Origin of the sequence: Pandoraea cepalis (assembly GCF_902459665.1) — a bacterium.
Lineage (GTDB): Bacteria > Pseudomonadota > Gammaproteobacteria > Burkholderiales > Burkholderiaceae > Pandoraea > Pandoraea cepalis.
This window is the reverse complement of record NZ_CABPSL010000003.1, coordinates 46,969-65,121: the sequence shown is the minus strand read 5'-3', so window position 1 is coordinate 65,121 and position 18,153 is coordinate 46,969. Positions and strand designations below refer to the sequence as shown.

Sequence of the window (18,153 nt, the reverse complement as noted above, 5' to 3'; positions counted from 1 at the left end):
ATTTCATGAGCGGTAAAGACACGCAGACAAAGACGGCCAGCGCGCCGATGCCTTCGATGGACGAGATACTGCTGCGCAGCGAAACGATGCCCTGGCGGGAGAAATCGCTTGCCGGCGTGGCGGAGAAAATGTTTTGGCGCGATGACGAAACCGGCGCGTCGATCGCGCTGATCAAGTTTTCGAAGGGCGCAGGCATTCCTGCCCCGCATTCCCACGCGTCCAATCAGTTCATGTACTGCCTGAGCGGCAAGTACGAATACACGTCCACCGGCGTCACGCTGTTACCCGGGAGCTTCTATTGCAACCCGAAGGGCAATGTTCACGGCCCGACGATCGCGCATGAGGAGACCATCGTTGTCGAGATCTACGACGGTCCGCACTATCCGCAGAAGCCCGATTGGTACACGGATGAACGCGATGCTCACTGACAACTCGTCGATCCGTGTGCCGACCGACACGCTACGTGAACTGGTCGCGAGCCTTCTGGTCGCCGAAGGCGTCTCGATGGCAGTGGCGACGTCGGTGGCCGACCCGCTGATTGCCGCCGATCTGGGGGGGAAAGCGTCGCACGGGGTCATGCTGCTGCCCATGTACATCGAGCGGATTCGCGCTGGCTCCGTCAGTAAGGCGGAATTCGCGCAGGTCGCGCATGACGCCAAGGCCGTCGTCGTACTCGATGCCGCAAACGTGCTCGGTCAGGTGAGCGCGAAACAAGCCATCACGCTCGCGATAGAACGAGCCCGACGCTACGGGCTGGCGATGGTCACCGTACGAAACGCGTTCCATTTCGGTGAAGCCGGATTCTGGGCAAGAAAAATGGCCGATGCGGGGTGCGTCGGCATCGCCATGGCGAACACCCGCCCGTTGATGCCCCCCCCCGGCGGCGCGGAACGGGTTTTAGGTAACAACCCGCTGGCGATTGCCATGCCGCATGCGGACGAGATTCCCGTAGAGCTCGACATGGCCATGAGCGCAAGCGCGATGGGAAAGATCCGGCTTGCGCAGGCGGCGGGGCAGGAGATTCCCGAGGGCTGGGCCGTCGACGCGCACGGCATGCCCACACGGGACGCAGCAAAGGCCATTGCCGGAATGCTGCTGCCCGCGGCGGGGCCAAAGGGCTTCGGCCTGGCTTTCATGATCGATCTGCTATGTGGCGGACTATCGGACGGCGGTGTGGCAGACGAGGTCCAACCGCTCTACGGTGCCAGCGCTACGCCGTACAACAGCGCGCAGGCATTTCTGGCAATCGATGCCTCGCAATTCGGTCTGCAACGGCCCCTCGAACAGCGCGCATCCGAATTGGCCGTCAAGGTCCGCACGTCGGCCGCAGCCGCGGGGACGGAACGGCTTTACAGCCCGGGAGAAATCAATTGGCAAGTCGCTCAGGCAAACGGGCAGATATGCCCGGTCGCCGTCGACGTCGCACGACAACTTGCCGGGCTGGCGAGCGTCGCGGGTGTGCAAGCGCCAGCGGCATGGACAGATCTCTGAAGCAACTTACTGCCTCATCAGGCTAACGACAGGACTTTCATCATGGCGAAAGAGCAAATCAGCACCGACGCACTGCGCACGCCCAATGGTCACTTTTCGCAAGCGACCACCATTGAAGCAAAGGGAAAGCTCGTGTTCATTTCCGGGATGACCGCTCGACGTCCCGACGGCACGATCGCGGGGGTTGGCGACATCGAAGCGCAGACCCGTCAGGTCTGCGAGAACATCAAGAGTGCCGTCACGGCCGCCGGTGGCACGCTTGCGGATGTTTGCCGCGTCGATGTCTACGTGCGCAACATGGAGCACTTCGATGCCATCCACAAGGTACGACGCGAGTATTTCCATCCGCCGCTGCCCGCCTCCACGATGGTTGAGGTGACCAAGATGGTCTCGCCCGACTATCTCATCGAGATCAACGCCATCGCCGTCTTGCCGCAGGCGTGACGTCTGAGACATCGCATCGGTAGATCGTGACTACCCACTGAGGAGCATCATGGCTTTCGCAACACTGCAATACAACGGCGAGAAGCGTATCGCCGTCAGGCAAGATGAGGAATGGGTCATTCTGCCCGCATCGATGGGCGATATGGTGGCGCTGATCGGCGGCGGAATGGATGCCCTGGCGCGGGCCCGACGTTATGCGACGTCGCCCGATGCCCCTCGGGTGGCAGTTGGCGAAGCGCGTCTGCTCGCGCCGATTCAGCGCTTTTATCGCGACGTGCTTTGTACCGGTTGGAACTACTGGGACCACTTCGAAGAGGGCAAGGGAAAGCGGGAAGGGCAGGATGTTCCCGCGCCTACCGCCCCCACGTTTTTCACCAAGGGGCCCGATACGGTGATCGGGCCGGTCGATGACATCGCGTACGACGCGTCGCTGTCCGCCAAATGGGACTACGAAGCCGAGATGGTGGTCATCATCGGTAAGACCGGGCGGAGCATTCCGGTGGAGGACGCGATGGAGTACGTGTGGGGCTATTGTCTGGCCAACGACATCTCCCAGCGCGATCTCCAGCGGCGTCATGGCGGGCAATGGTTGAAGGGAAAGAGTATCGACGCAACCATGCCGTTGGGGCCGTGGCTCACGCCAGCAGACGAGATCGATCCCGCGAACGTCCATCTTGAGTGCGTGGTCAATGGCACGGTGCTTCAGTCGGCGAGCACGCGACTCATGGCCTTCTCGATTCCCGAGCTGATTGCGGAGTTGTCGTTTGGCATGACGTTGCGTGCCGGTGACGTGTTGCTCACGGGGACGCCCAGCGGTGTAGGCAACGCGCGCGAGCCACAGGTATTTCTCCACGAGGGCGATGAGGTGATCGTGCGTGGAAGCGGCCTCGGAGAACTCAAGAATCGGATGACGTCCGCCGACCTGCGCGGTAAATCCGGCATCCGGATCGGTGTCTGATTTACTGCATTTACCTTTCGAGGTTCCTTATGACAACGTCTGCTGTAGACGGTCTGAACGGCTTCGGCATGACCGTACCCGATCTGGACGTCGCCCAACGCTTTTACATAACGTTCGGATTGGATGTGCGCCGCTCAGACGATGGCCGGGCGCTTCTGTGTAACTCACCGGGGCGATCCAGCAACGAAATCGTGTTGATGCAAGGCGGGAATAAGCGACTGCATCACCTCTCGTTTCGCATCGCGCCGACATCGGTGGCGGGCATGACTCAGCGCATCGAGGCGGCAGGGATCAAGGTCTATCCCTGCGCCCCGGACGGATGGCCCCGTGAGGGGCTTTGGTTCGAGGATCCGTGGGGCACATGGATTCATCTGAATCCGGAGAGCGCCGATGCTTTGCCGCGCGTGGAGATCCCAGCCTTCAATTTCGGTGGTGCTGCCGATCGCGTCGACATCAATTTGTGGCAAACCCTTGAGAAAGACAGACCGCCATTACGGATCGGGCACCTGCTCATCTTTACGCCCGAATGGGCGCGTGCCGAGCGGTTCTACTCGGACGTACTGGGCTTGCGAACGACAGACCGCGCCGCTGGCAAGGTCGCGTTCATGGCGGCGGGCCAGGGCGTCATCGATCATCACTGTTTCGGGCTGATCAATAGCTCTCACCGGGGCTTCCAACACGCGAGCTTCCAGGTGCCGAGCTTTGACGACATCGGGTACGGGGCGTGGCGGATGCGCGAGGCGGGATACGGTGACGGCTTCGGTCCCGGGCGGCACGCGATTGCCTCCAATCTGTTTCACTATGTGCGCGATCCGTGGGGGAGCTGGGTGGAGTTCTACGCGGACATGGACAAGATCACCGACCGGTGGCTTTGCCGTGACTGGAACGATTTGCCCTATACATGGGGGCCGCGCTGGTCGCCGGAGTTTTGGGGCAAGGAAATGAACGCCAATCTCGAACCCAGTTGATGGGTAGACGCAGTGAGTTCGGAGTCGACATGGAAATCACACGTATTGCGCTGGATGTTCATGCGCACCTGGCCCCGATCGATGAGGCCCGGCTGTCCACGATGGCGAACGTCCAATGGGACGGTGCGGCGCGACGGCTCACGCTCGACGGTCACACGATCGGACTGAGTGCATTGTTCTCGCCCGCAGCGCTGATTGAGTGGATGGATCAACAAGGCGTCGCGCAAGCTTGGGTATCGATACCGCCGCCGATGTATCGACAGTCGCTGGATCAGGCTGCGTCATCGATGTGGTGCTCGTTCGTCAATGATGGGTTGCGGGGCGTTTGTGAGCGCTTCCCGTCGCGTCTGTCTGCGTTGCTGCATCTGCCGCTCGAACATCCCGAGCTCGCCACTCGACTGGTGCTGGAAAACAACGGGGCGTTTCGCTACGCCGCGGCGGCAGGGGGCTATGAGGGAGCGCTCTCCGACGCTGCTTACGAGCCCCTCTGGGCGGCGTTGAATGCGCAATCCGCTTTTCTATTCCTTCACCCGGGGCAGTGCTGCGACACTCGCTTGAGCAAGTTCTACCTGGAGAATTTGATGGGTAACCCGGTAGAGACGACCGTTGCGGCGTCGCATCTGGCTTTCGGGGGCGTGGCGGTCCGATATCCGGAGATTCGCTTTTGTCTTGCCCACGGCGGAGGAGCCACGGCGATGCTTGCCGGTAGATACGAGCGCGGCTATCGAACGTCCCGACCGGGCGTCGATGTGACGCTTCCTTCTCCGCGTGGCATTTTCTCCCGCTTCTTCGTCGACTGCATTACGCACGATGACGGCGCGTTAGCGCTGAGTGAGTCCATCTTCGGTTCGGAAAATGTCGTGTTCGGCTCCGACTGGCCGTTCCCGATGGGTTTGCTCAACCCCCACGACGACTTGTCCGGACTCGACGAGTCACGTCGACATGCCATCCTGACGCGCAATGCATCGACGCTCCTCAAGGAGTGATGAGCAAGGCGTGAGGCCGACTGACTTGGAGCCCGCGGCGCGATGTGTCAAACTCGCAGCCGCACTTCACCGGGAAACTACCGCGTGTTGCAGGGGGGCGCTCGCGCGATCCGGACGCAATCCCGTGGTTTTGCAGTCCCCGACACTCCAGGAAAGGCGGCAAAATGAGGAAGATCGGGCTCCCCACGACCGAAACCTGGCATCTCGACGACGTGACGGCAGGCATCTGGATTCGCGCTGCGCATCTGGGGCGACGCCTCCAGTTGTAGAACGTGGCTTCGGAAATACTCATCTTCCGGCACACTTCTGCCACAGTGGTACCCACCTGGGCTTGCTTCAGCGCGAAAGCGATCTGCTCATCGGTGAACTTCGATTTCTTCATACAAATCTCCTGCCCGTCGGGGCTTCGAATTTGCCAGAAATCTCCAGTTTTGGATGCTACGGTTTTTCGGGGGGGGGGCAGACAGCGGTCGTTGACCGCATCTCGCGATGTCGTATTGACTTAGCCGCCGAGCGAGACTTCCGGTTGGGATGTATCCGATATTCATACGAACGGGCTAATTGGCTCGGGGCGACTGCGCTAGCCGCGCAGCGGCCTCGGGCTGCCCCGTGACGTCGGTGTGCATGCGTTCTGGCGATTTGACGAAACGTGCTGGCCTTGCAAACGATAACGAAAGCTGGATAACTTCAAAGACGATACATCGATACTTTGACGGCCAATTTCGTTAAATCTTGGAGGCGCATGGCAACGATCATTCCCTCTCTGTCCTCGTGCGCGGGCAGAATGCAGCCCGGCGAACGCAGACTCGCCGAGCGGCTGGAGCAGAAACTCGAAAACGACTATCTGATCTGGTATGACGTTCCCGTCGCCACGATGCAGTCGTATCCGGACTTTGTGGTGCTTCACCCTCAGCGTGGGTTGCTCATCCTCGAAGTCAAGGACTGGAAGATTTCGACCGTCCTGCGTGCCGATCGCGGCGACTGGCAAATTTTGGGGAGCAACGGCCCCAAAACCGTCATCAGTCCGCTTGAGCAGGCGCGTCGATATACGCTCGACATCGTCAATGCGCTTGAGCGGGATCCGCAACTGGTGAATCCTGCGGGGCATCCCTACGCGGGGAAATTGCGACTGCCCTGGACGTTCGGCGTCGTGTTGCCGAACATGACGCGCAAGCAGTTCACGGATGGCGGTTTGGGGCATGCGCTCGAGCCTTCGAGAGTCATTTGCGCCGACGAAATGACGGAGTCTGTCGACGCGGAAGCGTTTCAGACCCGGTTGTGGCAGATGTTCAAGTTCCAGTTCCGCGAAAAACTGACGCTGCCGCAGATCGATCGATTTCGATGGATTCTTTTCCCGGAAGTGCGCGTGCAGGCGACTCAGCTCGACCTGCTGTCGGATCAGATCGAACTGCCCGACATCATGGCCGTCATGGATGTGCAGCAGGAGCAGTTGGCACGAAGCCTGGGCGATGGTCACCGCGTCATTCACGGCGTGGCAGGGTCGGGAAAGACGATGATCCTCGGTTATCGCGCCGAATACCTGGCCACGCAATCGGACAAGCCCGTGTTGGTGCTTTGTTTCAGCGAGCCACTTTCCCGAAAGATCCAATCGGTCATGGAGGCCAAGGGCTTGTCGGCCAAGGTCATCGTCCGACATTTTCACGGTTGGTGTTCGGATCAATTGAATGCCTATCACGTCACGCGCCCGAAAGGGGCGGGTGAACGGTTTTTTGCGGAACTGGTTCAGTGCGTGATCAACGCCGTTGATCGAGGCAGTATTCCTGCGGCGCAGTACGCCGCCGTGCTGATCGACGAGGGCCACGACTTCGAGCCGTCCTGGTTCAAGCTGGTCGTACAAATGGTTTCGCCGGAATGCCGTCATTTGCTCGTGCTGTATGACGATGCGCAATCGATCTTCAATCGTTCCGAGCGGCAGGGATTCAGCTTCAAGAGCGTTGGCGTGCAGGCGCAGGGACGCACGACGATTCTCAAGATCAACTATCGGAATACGCGGCAAATACTCGCGCTTGCCGCGAGCGTGGCCGAGGACATTCTGGACGCGAAGGCCACTGACGACGATGGGGTGCCTTTGATTCGTCCGATCAGCTGTGGGCGAGAGGGGCCGCAACCCATGCTGATCAAACTTCCGTCGATTGCCGATGAGGCCGAAGCCATTTCGAAGCAAATGGGACAGGCACATCAGCAAGGCACGGCGTGGCAGGACATGGCGATCGTCTATCGGACATGGAGTGTCGGCCAGGCGTGCGTTGACGCGCTGGCGAAGGCGCGAATCCCCTACCAGTGGCAGCAGCGAGATCGCAAGCGGTTTTCCCCCAGTGCGGACGCGGTCACCGTATTGACCATGCACGCCAGCAAAGGCCTGGAGTATCCGTTTGTAGCCGTGCCCGGCGTCGGAGCGATGTCGCTGGATGAAGCCGATCTGAAGCAAGAGGCTCGCCTCTTTTACATTGCGGCGACACGCGCGACTCATCGGCTCCTTGTCACCGGTAGCGGGGATTCTTTATTCATGCGCAAACTGTTTCCGGAGGATTCATTGCACGTTGCCTCCTGAGCGAGGGGCGGGCGTGTAGTGAATGGGCGGCGGGGCGAGGTCCGTCGCCGCCGTCGCCCGCGCGAACTTCCCGCATCGATCGCCTGCCTGCGCGCACGCAGATTGCGTCGTGGTACGATCAGATTCATCCACGTCACTCAGATCGTGGCTTCGATCCGGTCCATGCCCGTCGCGAGGCGGGTACATCAGGGGGCAATATGTCTGCCGAGCAAAAGACGCCTTATCGCGGGTTCATCATCGTTACCGTTCTCGAACGTCTGCCCAAGGGGCGCGCGCGACTCTCGGCCAAGGTGCTTGCCGACGATGCGGATCACAAGCGGCGTCTTGGCGGAAAGAAGCTCCTGCAGGCCAAGCGTTGGTTCGATCATTTTGCCGACGATCTGGCCGCGCCCATCATCGAAGGGCTCAAGCACACGATCGACCTCGAATTGGCAGCGGCGGCGAAGGCGGCCAAGTCTCTCAAACCTGCAAAGGCGGCGATGGGCGTGAAGTCCGTCAGACCGGCAAAGCCCAGGGCCGTGAAAGTGCCGGCAGTCGCCGCTGTCGATCGCTGACAATCCAAGTATGTACATTTTCCGCGATTTGTGTGTATAATCCCGACCTTGTCCAAAATCTGGGCATCGAGGGAGGCGGTTCTCATTGACGAACGATGAGCGTGCCGCTTTGCCATCAATCAACCGTTCAGCCAGTCTGGAAGGCGCGATGCAGGGTTCGCGGTAAGCGAGCCGGGCGTTGAAAGCCAATCGGGAGATCGCAGAGGAGGTGATTCGCGGTCCCGCCGGATGTGGTGTAGTGCAGTCCGTGGCAAATCCGTTCGTCGTGCCTGGCAGGGGATGTCTCTTGCAGGGCGGGGAAGGGTGTTTTTGCCCGGTAAGTTAAATTTGCGGCTCTCGCGAGCCAATTCACTATACGAGCTATTGCATGACCAAGATTCTGATTAAAGACGGTGAACCCGTTGAAGTCGCACTGCGTCGTTTCCGCCGCGCCATCGATGGCACGGGCCTGATCAAGGAAGTCAAGGCACGTGCGGCTTACGAAAAGCCGACGGCCGAGCGCAAGCGCAAGAAGGCGGCTGCCGTGGCCCGTCTGCGTAAGCGTCTGCGCAGCCAGACCCTGAAGAAGAAGATGTACTAAGCACGGCGTTGCACCCTTCGGGTGCAGTGAAGTGTGAAGTGAGAAACCCGCCGCGAGGCGGGTTTTTTTATGGACGGGCGGCGGCCATCGATTTGCTACACTCGTGGCCGTCGCCGCGATGCCGCGAAGGCTTCATCCCCCAGACTCCCCACGATTCCCCTATGAAAACGTTGACTTTTGCTGCGCTCGACGCGCTGACCCAGCAAGCCGAGCAATCGCCGCGTGCGCGCATGAACCAGAACCTGCATGAATCGCTGGACGATCCGATTCAGCGCCTGGCCATTGCGATGGAGCCGGCGACGTACATTCGCCCGCACTTGCATCGTGACACGTGGGAACTGCTCACGGCGCTGCGCGGACGCTTTGTCGTGCTGACATTCGACGAGGCAGGCGTGGTGACGGACCGCAAGCTGCTGGGCGAGGACACGAGCGTAACGGAGACGGCGCAGGGCGTCTTCCACACGGTGCTTTCGCTGGACCCGGGGGCCGTGATTTTCGAGGTAAAGCACGGCCCTTATCGGCCGTTCGTCGAATCAGACTACGCGAGTTGGTCGGCGCCGGCAGATACGCCCGAGGCGGCAGCGTTCATGGCGTGGGTCAAGACGGCACAGGTGGGCGACCGCTGGGCCGCTTGACGGACGGAGGTGCCGCTGCGGCGGACTTTCGGCGGCGTCGCGCGGCGGTTAGCGCGTCCAGCCTTGAAACCCGGCGGCCATGGCGAGCAGTGCCTGGGTCGCCGCGTCGATGGCGCTGTGCCAGTCATCCCCGACGAAGCGTGGGTGAGGGGCGCGCGCATCGGTGACGCCCTCGGGGCTGTCCGACGGCTCGCGTCGGGCTTCGTTGCCGCACGACATGGTCGCCGCGGCATGCAACCGCCAGACCGGCACGCCCAATCCTGTGGCCAAGTGCGCGTGTGTGGCGTCTAAAGAAATCACCAGATCCAGGTTGTCGATGAGCGAGGCCTCGTCGGCGAGATCATCACAGTCGGCGCGCCAGTCGATCCAGTCGACGGTTTCGGGCGGAATGGCGTGGGACGTGTCACCGGCGGGGCGACCCAGTGGTACCCAGGAAACGCCCGGTACGCGGAGCAGCGGTGCAAGCGCAGTGAATCGGGCGGTGCCACATGCCACGGGCGCTTGGGCTTCGGCGTCGAAGACATGCAATCCCGCGAGGCCGACGCAGAGTCCATGCTGTGCGGCCGCTGCAAGCCGATCGCGCCAGTGCCGTGCTGGGGTAGCGGGAACGCGTAGAAAGGGGCGTCCGGCGTGTGCCGAGGCAGCCTGCGGCCCCAGCACGCGCGCAAGCGTGCCAAGCGGGCAGCGCAAATCCCAGTCCGATACATCGCGCGGCATTCGTGAGAGCACAACCACGCGCTCCCCGATCGACCATTCCACCAGTCGGCGCAAACTCGCGGGGCCGACAAATCCGACCTTGCCGAAGCGAGCGGCGGCGATTTCCAGATGGCGGAGCTGACTGAGCAGTTCTGCGTCGTCTCCCGCGCCGACGATCAAGAGATGTTGATGCAACGTTTGGCCACCGCCGGTCCAGGCGGGAAGCGGGCAATTCGGATGCGGGCTGAGTGCCGCGCCGACCTGGGCCCAGGCATGGGCGATGGCATTGGCGGCAGGGGTATCCCCGGCGTAAGGGGTTGGGGAGTGAGCGGCGCGCTGCGAAGGCTTCGTCATGCGAATCTTGGCATCGAAAAGGGGGCAAGGACAGGCGAAATCACGGCGCCGGGCAGATGGCGCGGTAACGCAGCGCCTACGACATCTGCGACATGCTAGGGAGCTGGCACGCCGGACATGATAGAGGACGCGGGCCATTGCATTTCGACGCCACTTTTGCCAACGGGGCAGATGCTTTTGCCGGACGGCAAAATATTTGAAGTGGCCGATTCTGGTGCGGTGTGAGAAGGGGGGGGCGGTCTGCAGTGAGTCGCTGCGAAGCGCGGCGCCATAGCGGAACGCCGGCACGGTCATCGCATTGGGCGGATGCAACAAAAATGCCCCGTCGAGCCCAGCTACGCGGGGCATTTCGGCCATTCTTGGGATGCACCAAATGCATCTTTGGTCCCCCCGACAGGAATCGAACCTGTATCTAGCGCTTAGGAGGCACTCGTTCTATCCATTGAACTACGGGGAGAGGCGTCAATCTGCTCATCTCGCGTTGCACCCCACGGGTAACGCTTTCGTCTTTATCCATGCGGTTCTTGAGGATTCGAAGACACCGCCAAAAGTGTCGCAGCTTACCATGCTGAATCTGGCTACACGTTGTCCCCACCTCTCGCCAAAATTTTGCGCCAGCAACGGAGATTGCTGTGACATCGATTCTCAAAATCGGGGGAAGGGGGGGGGCGCTCTCGCGCCCAGATCCGATGCAAGGGACAGAGTATAGCAAAAACGTTTCGCAAAATGGCACAGGTCGAAGCTTGGGCGCGCGAGACCGAGCGTGCCACGGAAAAAGGCGGTGGTCTCGGCATTGTGCCCTGCCCGACGCTGGTGGCCGACCTCGTCACGAAAGATCGCGAGAAGCGCGTACTCTGGATGCCCGATCGGCCCGAAGGCGACTGAGTGTTGACCTGTGTTAGCCCCGTTTTAAATGGGGATGCGGACAAAATCTTGGACTACTTTGGAGGTAGTCCATGTATTCATACCAAGAACGCGTTCGGGCGGTCGAGTTGTACCTGAAACTCGGGAAGCGCAGCAAGGCGACCATTCGCCAGTTGGGTTACCCGACGAAGAATTCTCTCAAGGCGTGGTGTAACGAATTCGAGAAGCGTGGCGATCTGCGCACGGGGTATGTTCGCGTAAAGCCGAAGTGCTCAGAAGAACAGAAGAACTTGGCACTCGAGCATTACGTCAACCACGGGCGCTGCTTCGCCTTCACCCTTAGGACATTGGGCTATCCCTGTCGCCAGATACTATCGGAGTGGAGTTCCCAGGTTTTCAGTGGGTCATTACATAACGACGTAAATCAGTCCAAGAAAATAGCCGCATCCCCGGTGGGTCAGTTTTACATCGGCGCTAACACTTGGCCGTCCACCGCTTGATCTCGTCTTCCATCTTCATGCTCATGTGTTTGTCCTCGAAGGTTAACACCTGAGCAGGTTTTCAGTGGGTCATTACAAGGAGGCCGACGTGTTCGGCGATGCCGGCTATCAGGGCGTAGACAGACGCGAAGAAACACAGAAGCTGAAGGTGCGTTGGCACGTGGCGTTGCGCCCGGGCAAGCGCCGGGCCTTGGACAGGAGCACCCTGGTGGGCAAGCTTGCCGATGAATTGGAGCGGGTCAAGGCTCGCATCCGCGCCAAGGACGAACATCCGTTCCGTGTCATCAAGCGCCAGTTCGGGCATCTGAAAGTGGGCTATCGCGGCTTGATGAAGAACACGCTGCAATTGCACACGCTGTTCGCACTGAGCAATCTATGGATGATGCGCGGGCGACTGATGCACGAGGCCACTGCATGAGCGCAAAAGCCCCCCGCGCAGGCGGTCAATCGGCGCCTTTATGCCGAACGTCGCGCTGCATTTGGGTCAGGCGCCGCACCGTTTGCACTGCATCGGCTCTGCGTTGGCGACTCAGTGCGGCGAAACGAGTTCTGAACACCATCCTTAGCTCAACGTTGCACTTGACTCTTGAGACCGCCCTGTGCCGATTGAACCAAAGCGTTGAGCAATCTTGAGATGTGCGTAGTTCAAGGCTCGAATCCAATGCTCATCGAGCAGGGTAAGCAGGAAGGCTGCGGGAACGGTAACGGCAATAACGAGCGCTGTTGACGTAATGAAAGCCAACATTGGATTCTCCATGTATTTGGCCAGATGGACAAACGCCCAGCTCCCGGCTGAAGCGATGACTAGGTTGTGCAGTAGGTAGAGACTGAAGCTGATCCGCCCCAAAAATACAGGTATCGCTCGATTGAGTGCGTTGAAAATTGAGTCGGTTCGGAGCGCAGAATAAATGACAAAACAGGAACCCGCCGTGTTGATAGCGATAACATGACGAGTTTCGTCGCCAAAGTCCAGCCAAGTCACAAATCTCAAAAACGCGAATGCTCCACTAAACTCAGTAAAGCCTAGCAAAAAAAGTCCGGTGGACAACATCAGAACTCCTTTCGCCGTTGAGAGGCGCGCCGGTATCAGATGCGCCGCCTCATTCGCCAAAAACATGCCGGCAACAAACGGGATCAGGTAATTGTTGCTCATCATGCAGAAAAAGACCATCGCAAGGAACGTTACGACCTTGGGTGTGAGGCTCGCACATTTTGCGACGTATGGGACGGTAAGAAAAACGAGGAGACTTCCAAGTAATTCTGGCCGCATTGTCCATAGGACGTAGTTGTAGGACACGCCTGTGAAAAACGTCGTAAAACCGGTCGTTACGGCATCCAGTGCTGGGATTTTATGTTCGTGGATTTTTCCGACAAACAAAAAATCCCTGAGCCAATAACTGTTACTTATTTTTGCTGCTTCGATATTGTGGTAAAAACCTTGGCGATAAAGTACGTAACTGATGATCGTGCTGATAGCTGCGGTTAGCGCCAGCCGTGGATAGCGTTTCAAAATGGTGGCAGGTCCAACGGGTTGGCCGTTTTTGAAAAGTACAAATCCAGAAAGCACGAAAAAAAAGAAAACCGCGCCGGTACCATTGATTAAGAAGGAGTACCAGTGGTTTGATGCGAAGATTTTGAATTGAGGTGCAAATGCCAGCGCTGAATGATGGATGAGAACAACCAAGGCCGCAAGGCCTCTGCATGACTCAAGTGGCAGAATCTTTTTTGGGGATGGCACGGTTCGTAAGTTTCCCGTTTGTGGGATCTATTTGCATTTCAAGAAGTGTGCTTGCATTTCATTTTTTACGCAAGCCACCCGAGATGATTCGAATTTTATTGGGCAGATAAGCATAGGGGCGAATTGAATTCGTGCCGCCGGGCAGAAGGACCAATCCGGGAAGAACGGCAACCGACAATCGTTGTTTTGTCGGAGCCATTCTCTGGATTGACCGAACTGATTGTCCGTGAGGCAATTTCGCGAGCGCTAAAGTATAACAAAAAGCCCTTTCGCGACACCGCCAAAACGTTGAGCGCGATTTGGCTCGTGCCGACGACGCACCGCGAAGCGCGTCAGTGGATCAGGTGGGCACTCCGGTTTCAAACCACACCCTCGGCGCGCAGCTGCGCGATCCTGGCGTCGTCGAAGCCGAGGCGTTCACGCAGGATGTCGTCGCTGTGCTGCCCCAACGTGGGCGGCGCGGTGCGCGCAAGCGGCGGCGTCTCGCTCATCTTCATGGGACTCGCGACCACGCGCGCAACACCCCCCAACGCATGCGGCAACGCCACTTCCATGCCGCGCGCCTTCACCTGCGGATTCGCGAACACCTCCGGCAACGTGTTGATCGGCCCGCATGGCACGCCCGCCGCTTCCAGCTTGTCGATCCAGACATCCTTGCCGAACTTGCGCACCATCGCGGCGAGCATCGGCACCAGCGCTTCCCGTTGCCGCACGCGCGATGGATTCGTCGCAAAACGCGCGTCGTCCGCCAGTGCCGCTTCGCCGCCAGCCTCCACGAACTTGCGGAACTGGCCGTCGTTGCCCACCGCCACGATGATCCAGCCGCCGTCCGCCGTCTGGAACGTCTGATACGGCACGATGTTCGGATGAGCGTTGCCCCAACGCACAGGAGCCTCGCCGCTCGCGAGATAGTTCGTATTCATGTTCGCCAGCATCGCCACCTGCGTGTCCAGCAGCGCCATGTCGATGTATTGACCCACTCCCGTGCGGTCGCGGTGCGTGAGGGCCGCCATGATGGCGATCGTCGCGTACATCCCGGTCATCAGATCGGCAATCGCGACGCCCGCCTTCTGTGGGCCGCCGCCGGGCAGGCCGTCACGCTCGCCCGTAATGCTCATGAAGCCCCCGATCCCCTGCACGATGAAGTCGTAGCCCGCGCGCGACGCGTAGGGGCCATCCTGGCCGAAGCCTGTCACCGAGCAATAGACGAGATCGGGCTTGATCGCGCGCAACGACGCGTAATCCAGCCCGTATTTCGCCAACTGTCCAACTTTATAGTTCTCCACGATCACGTCGCTCTGCGCCGCCAATGCCTTGACGATCGCCTGCCCTTCGCCAGAGGCGATATCCAACGTGAGCGAGCGCTTGTTGCGGTTTGCGGCGAGGTAGTAGGCGGCTTCGCCCGTCTCGCGTCCGTCGGCGTCACGCTGATAAGGCGGCCCCCATCGGCGAGTGTCGTCCCCGACACCGGGGCGCTCGACCTTGATCACGTCCGCGCCCAGATCGGCCAGATTCTGTGTGGCCCATGGGCCGGCCAACACGCGCGAAAGGTCCAACACCCGGATATGACTCAGCGCACCCATCGTCCGCTCTCTCCTCGATTTCATCGTCTGATTGCTGTCCCGACGTTGTGATCGGAACATTGTTTTGCATTGCGGAACTAGCGCGTTGAAGTCTACGGTGTGCAATGCGCGGCTGACCAGCGCCGTTTCGCAGTGCGGTTGTTGGCTGGGCGCTGTGGCGGAACTGATTTCCCGTATAATCAAAAGTTTGCAAAATACCCCGCCCAGCTTGACTGGCCCGGTCCCCACGCTCCTTCGCACGCTATGAAAGTCGCAGACATTCGGGAAAAATTCCTCACCTTCTTCGAGTCGAAGGGGCACACCATCGTGCGCTCGTCGAGCCTCGTGCCGTCCAACGACCCCACGCTGCTGTTCACGAACTCCGGCATGGTGCAGTTCAAGGACGTCTTCCTCGGTCTCGAAACGCGCCCCTACAAGCGCGCGACCACGGCCCAGCGCAGCGTGCGCGCGGGCGGCAAGCACAACGACCTCGAAAACGTCGGCTACACGGCCCGCCATCACACGTTCTTCGAAATGCTCGGCAACTTCTCGTTCGGCGATTACTTCAAGCGCGAAGCCATTCAATACGCTTGGGAACTGCTGACGGACGTCTACAAACTTCCGAAAGACAAGCTCTGGGTGACCGTCTACCAGGAAGACGACGAAGCCTACGACATTTGGGCAAAGGAAGTCGGCGTGCCGACCGAGCGCATCATCCGCATCGGCGACAACAAGGGCGCGCGTTACGCGTCGGACAACTTCTGGCAGATGGCCGACACCGGTCCGTGCGGCCCGTGCTCGGAAATTTTCTTCGACCACGGCGCAGACGTGTGGGGCGGCCCGCCCGGATCGCCGGAAGAAGACGGCGACCGCTATATCGAAGTCTGGAACCTCGTGTTCATGCAGTTCAATCGCGACGAGCAGGGCAACATGACGCCGCTGCCCAAGCCGTGCGTGGATACCGGTATGGGGCTGGAGCGCATCGCGGCCGTGCTGCAACACGTGCACAGCAACTACGAGATCGACCTGTTCCAGCACCTGATCAAGGCGGCCGGCCGTGAGACCGGCGTGACCGATCTCGCCGCGAACTCGCTCAAGGTGATCGCCGATCACATCCGCGCGTGCTCGTTCCTGATCGTCGACGGCGTGATTCCGGGCAATGAAGGCCGCGGCTATGTGCTGCGCCGAATCATCCGCCGTGCGATCCGCCACGGTTACAAGCTCGGCTGCAAGACGCCGTTTTTCTACAAGCTCGTGCCCGACCTGGTCGCCGAGATGGGCGCGGCCTATCCGGAACTGGCGCAGGCGCAGCAGCGCGTGACCGACGTGCTCAAGCAGGAAGAGGAACGCTTTGGCGAGACCATCGAGAACGGCATGGAGATTCTCGACGGCGCCCTGGCCGATCTGGCCAAGCGCGGCGTGACTACGCTCGACGGCGAACTCGCCTTCAAACTGCACGATACGTACGGCTTCCCGCTCGACCTGACGGCGGACGTCTGCCGCGAGCGCAGCATCACCGTGGACGAAGCGAGCTTCGACGCCGCCATGGCGCGTCAACGCGAACAGGCGCGTGCCGCCGGCAAGTTCAAGATGGCGACGGCCCTCGAATACAACGGCGACAAGACGCGCTTCCAGGGCTACGACAAGCTCGCGCTCGACGGCGCGAAGGTGACCGCGCTCTACGTCGACGGCACGAGTGTGAACAAGCTCGCCGCCGGGCAGCAGGGCATCGTAGTGCTCGATACCACGCCTTTCTACGCAGAGTCGGGCGGCCAGGTGGGCGATCAAGGGCTGATTACGGCGGGCAGCGCCCGCTTCGGTGTGTCGGACACGCAGAAGATTCAGGCTGACGTCTTCGGTCACTACGGCAAGCTGGAATCGGGTGAATTGACCGTGGGCGCGGCGGTCACGGCGCAGGTCGATGCCGTGCGTCGCGCACGCACCGTTCGCAACCACTCCGCAACGCACCTGATGCACAAGGCGCTGCGCGAAGTGCTGGGCGGCCACGTGCAACAGAAGGGCTCGCTCGTCGACGCCGACAAGACCCGTTTCGACTTTGCCCACAATGCCGCGATGACGGCCGACGACATCCGTCGTGTGGAGGACATCGTCAACGCCGAAGTGCTGGCCAATGCTCCGACGCAGGCCGCCGTGATGTCGTTTGACGACGCGGTGAAGGGCGGCGCGATGGCGCTGTTCGGTGAGAAGTACGGCGACGAAGTGCGGGTGCTCGATATCGGCACGTCGCGCGAACTGTGCGGCGGTACGCACGTGGCGCGCACGGGCGACATCGGCCTGTTCAAGATCGTGATGGAAGGGGGCGTCGCCGCCGGTATTCGCCGCGTGGAAGCGATCACCGGCGACAACTCGGTGCGTTTCGTGCAGAAGCTCGACGATCAGGTCAACGAAGCGGCTGCGGCGCTCAAGACCCAGCCGGCCGAACTGACGCCACGCATCGCGCAGGTGCAGGAACAGGTCAAGTCGCTGGAAAAGGAACTGGCGGCACTCAAGTCTAAGCTGGCGTCGAGCCAGGGCGACGAATTGCTCGAGAAGGCCGTCGATGTGAGCGGTCTGAAGGTGCTGGCCGCGCAACTCGAAGGCGCCGACGTCAAGTCGCTGCGCGAGACGATGGACAAGCTCAAGGACAAGCTGGGCAGCGCGGCAATCGTGCTCGCGGCGGTCGAGGGCGGCAAGGTCAGCCTGATCGCCGGCGTGACGGCCGACGCCACCAGCAAGGTCAAGGCGGGTGAGCTGGTCAACTTCGTCGCGCAACAGGTCGGCGGCAAGGGCGGTGGTCGTCCCGACATGGCGCAGGCCGGTGGTACCGATCCGTCGCAGTTGTCGCAGGCGCTCGCCGGTGTGCAGGGCTGGGTGGCTGGCAAGCTGTAACGGTGAGGCGAGCGCGGCGGTGTCCGTCGCGGCTCGCTGTGGGACCTGCCAGCCCCGGTAGCGCGTCGGGATCGCGCTTGCCGCTTGCCGCACGCAAGTTGCACAGAACCCCAAGCGTTGGATCGCGATCCGACCCTTGGGGTTTTTTTATCATGTGGCCTGATGCCCCAGCAGTACAGTTTCGGTATTCGAAAGGATCTGTAAGCGGGAGAGGTCAGTGTTTCGCAAGCGAAAGGATTCAGGCGGACGCGCACGGAAAATGCCGCGCATTGCCCCTGATGCCACAGGGGAACCCCCGCTTGTCCTGATGGTTTGCATGTAAAGTATTCGGCAGACCTCGCGTGTCGTCGCGCGATTTTCCC

At 60.6% G+C, this 18,153-nt stretch carries 15 protein-coding genes, 1 tRNA gene and 3 pseudogenes; 14 read left to right on the top strand and 5 right to left on the bottom strand.

Features of this window, described 5'->3' with window-relative positions:
- Positions 1-5: 5 nt before the first annotated feature.
- From PCE31106_RS06575 to PCE31106_RS06550, 6 genes are all read left to right on the top strand, one after another.
- Entirely contained in the window at positions 6-428 is a 423-nt protein-coding gene (locus tag PCE31106_RS06575; protein ID WP_217425898.1) for a cupin domain-containing protein, read from the top strand.
- The gene (locus PCE31106_RS06570) at positions 418-1,491 is read left to right on the top strand and encodes an Ldh family oxidoreductase (protein ID WP_150562784.1); all 1,074 of its coding nucleotides are present in this window, start codon (positions 418-420) and stop codon (positions 1,489-1,491) included. Before PCE31106_RS06575 ends, PCE31106_RS06570 begins: the two co-directional genes overlap by 11 nt.
- A 42-nt stretch (positions 1,492-1,533) precedes the next feature.
- Positions 1,534-1,935, top strand: coding sequence for a RidA family protein (locus PCE31106_RS06565; protein WP_150562783.1), 402 nt, complete (start codon positions 1,534-1,536; stop codon positions 1,933-1,935).
- A gap of 49 nt (positions 1,936-1,984) precedes the next feature.
- A complete protein-coding gene (locus PCE31106_RS06560) occupies positions 1,985-2,893 on the top strand; it encodes a fumarylacetoacetate hydrolase family protein (RefSeq protein WP_150562782.1) in 909 nt (302 codons plus the stop codon).
- A gap of 68 nt (positions 2,894-2,961) precedes the next feature.
- Positions 2,962-3,861: a VOC family protein gene (locus PCE31106_RS06555; protein WP_174974990.1), complete on the top strand. Its 900-nt coding sequence runs from the start codon at positions 2,962-2,964 to the stop codon at positions 3,859-3,861.
- Positions 3,795-4,847 carry an amidohydrolase family protein gene (locus PCE31106_RS06550; RefSeq protein WP_150562780.1) on the top strand — a complete coding sequence of 351 codons (1,053 nt, stop codon included), beginning with the start codon at positions 3,795-3,797 and terminating at the stop codon, positions 4,845-4,847. Before PCE31106_RS06555 ends, PCE31106_RS06550 begins: the two co-directional genes overlap by 67 nt.
- A gap of 250 nt (positions 4,848-5,097) precedes the next feature.
- Here PCE31106_RS06550 and PCE31106_RS06545 read toward each other — a convergent pair.
- A pseudogene (locus PCE31106_RS06545) lies at positions 5,098-5,229 on the bottom strand (transposase); the annotation flags it as partial.
- Between the two features lie 360 nt (positions 5,230-5,589).
- Here PCE31106_RS06545 and PCE31106_RS06540 point away from each other — a divergent pair.
- The 4 genes from PCE31106_RS06540 to PCE31106_RS06525 all read left to right on the top strand — a co-directional run bounded on the left by PCE31106_RS06540 (position 5,590) and on the right by PCE31106_RS06525 (position 9,188).
- On the top strand, positions 5,590-7,419 hold the full coding sequence (locus PCE31106_RS06540; RefSeq protein WP_174974988.1) for a DEAD/DEAH box helicase: 1,830 nt from the start codon (positions 5,590-5,592) through the stop codon (positions 7,417-7,419).
- A 197-nt stretch (positions 7,420-7,616) separates the two neighbouring features.
- Entirely contained in the window at positions 7,617-7,973 is a 357-nt protein-coding gene (locus PCE31106_RS06535) for a hypothetical protein (RefSeq protein ID WP_150562779.1), read from the top strand.
- Between the two features lie 367 nt (positions 7,974-8,340).
- Positions 8,341-8,553, top strand: a complete 213-nt coding sequence (gene rpsU, locus PCE31106_RS06530; protein ID WP_017231887.1) for a 30S ribosomal protein S21 — start codon at positions 8,341-8,343, stop codon at positions 8,551-8,553.
- 161 nt (positions 8,554-8,714) lie between these two features.
- Positions 8,715-9,188 carry a WbuC family cupin fold metalloprotein gene (locus PCE31106_RS06525; RefSeq protein ID WP_150562778.1) on the top strand — a complete coding sequence of 158 codons (474 nt, stop codon included), beginning with the start codon at positions 8,715-8,717 and terminating at the stop codon, positions 9,186-9,188.
- 48 nt (positions 9,189-9,236) lie between these two features.
- Here the strand turns inward: PCE31106_RS06525 and PCE31106_RS06520 are convergent, their stop codons facing one another.
- Complete coding sequence (locus PCE31106_RS06520; protein ID WP_150562777.1) at positions 9,237-10,238, bottom strand: hypothetical protein; 1,002 nt, start codon at positions 10,236-10,238, stop codon at positions 9,237-9,239.
- 382 nt (positions 10,239-10,620) lie between these two features.
- Positions 10,621-10,695, bottom strand: a tRNA-Arg gene (locus tag PCE31106_RS06515).
- Positions 10,696-10,964: 269 nt separating this feature from the next.
- Here PCE31106_RS06515 and PCE31106_RS23955 point away from each other — a divergent pair.
- The 3 genes and pseudogenes from PCE31106_RS23955 to PCE31106_RS06505 form a co-directional block, all read left to right on the top strand.
- Entirely contained in the window at positions 10,965-11,123 is a 159-nt protein-coding gene (locus PCE31106_RS23955) for a hypothetical protein (RefSeq protein ID WP_174974986.1), read from the top strand.
- 71 nt (positions 11,124-11,194) lie between these two features.
- Positions 11,195-11,486, top strand: a pseudogene (locus PCE31106_RS06510) (IS3 family transposase); the annotation flags it as partial.
- Between the two features lie 186 nt (positions 11,487-11,672).
- A pseudogene (locus tag PCE31106_RS06505) lies at positions 11,673-12,020 on the top strand (transposase); the annotation flags it as partial.
- 144 nt (positions 12,021-12,164) lie between these two features.
- On the opposite strand, the gene PCE31106_RS06500 reads toward PCE31106_RS06505, so the two are convergent.
- Both PCE31106_RS06500 and PCE31106_RS06495 read right to left on the bottom strand, forming a co-directional pair.
- A complete protein-coding gene (locus PCE31106_RS06500) occupies positions 12,165-13,340 on the bottom strand; it encodes an acyltransferase family protein (protein WP_302476046.1) in 1,176 nt (391 codons plus the stop codon).
- 359 nt (positions 13,341-13,699) lie between these two features.
- Positions 13,700-14,923: a CaiB/BaiF CoA transferase family protein gene (locus PCE31106_RS06495; RefSeq protein WP_150562775.1), complete on the bottom strand. Its 1,224-nt coding sequence runs from the start codon at positions 14,921-14,923 to the stop codon at positions 13,700-13,702.
- Between the two features lie 243 nt (positions 14,924-15,166).
- Here PCE31106_RS06495 and alaS point away from each other — a divergent pair, with 243 nt between their 5' ends.
- Entirely contained in the window at positions 15,167-17,791 is a 2,625-nt protein-coding gene (alaS, locus tag PCE31106_RS06490) for an alanine--tRNA ligase (RefSeq protein ID WP_017231883.1), read from the top strand.
- Positions 17,792-18,153: the final 362 nt, after the last annotated feature.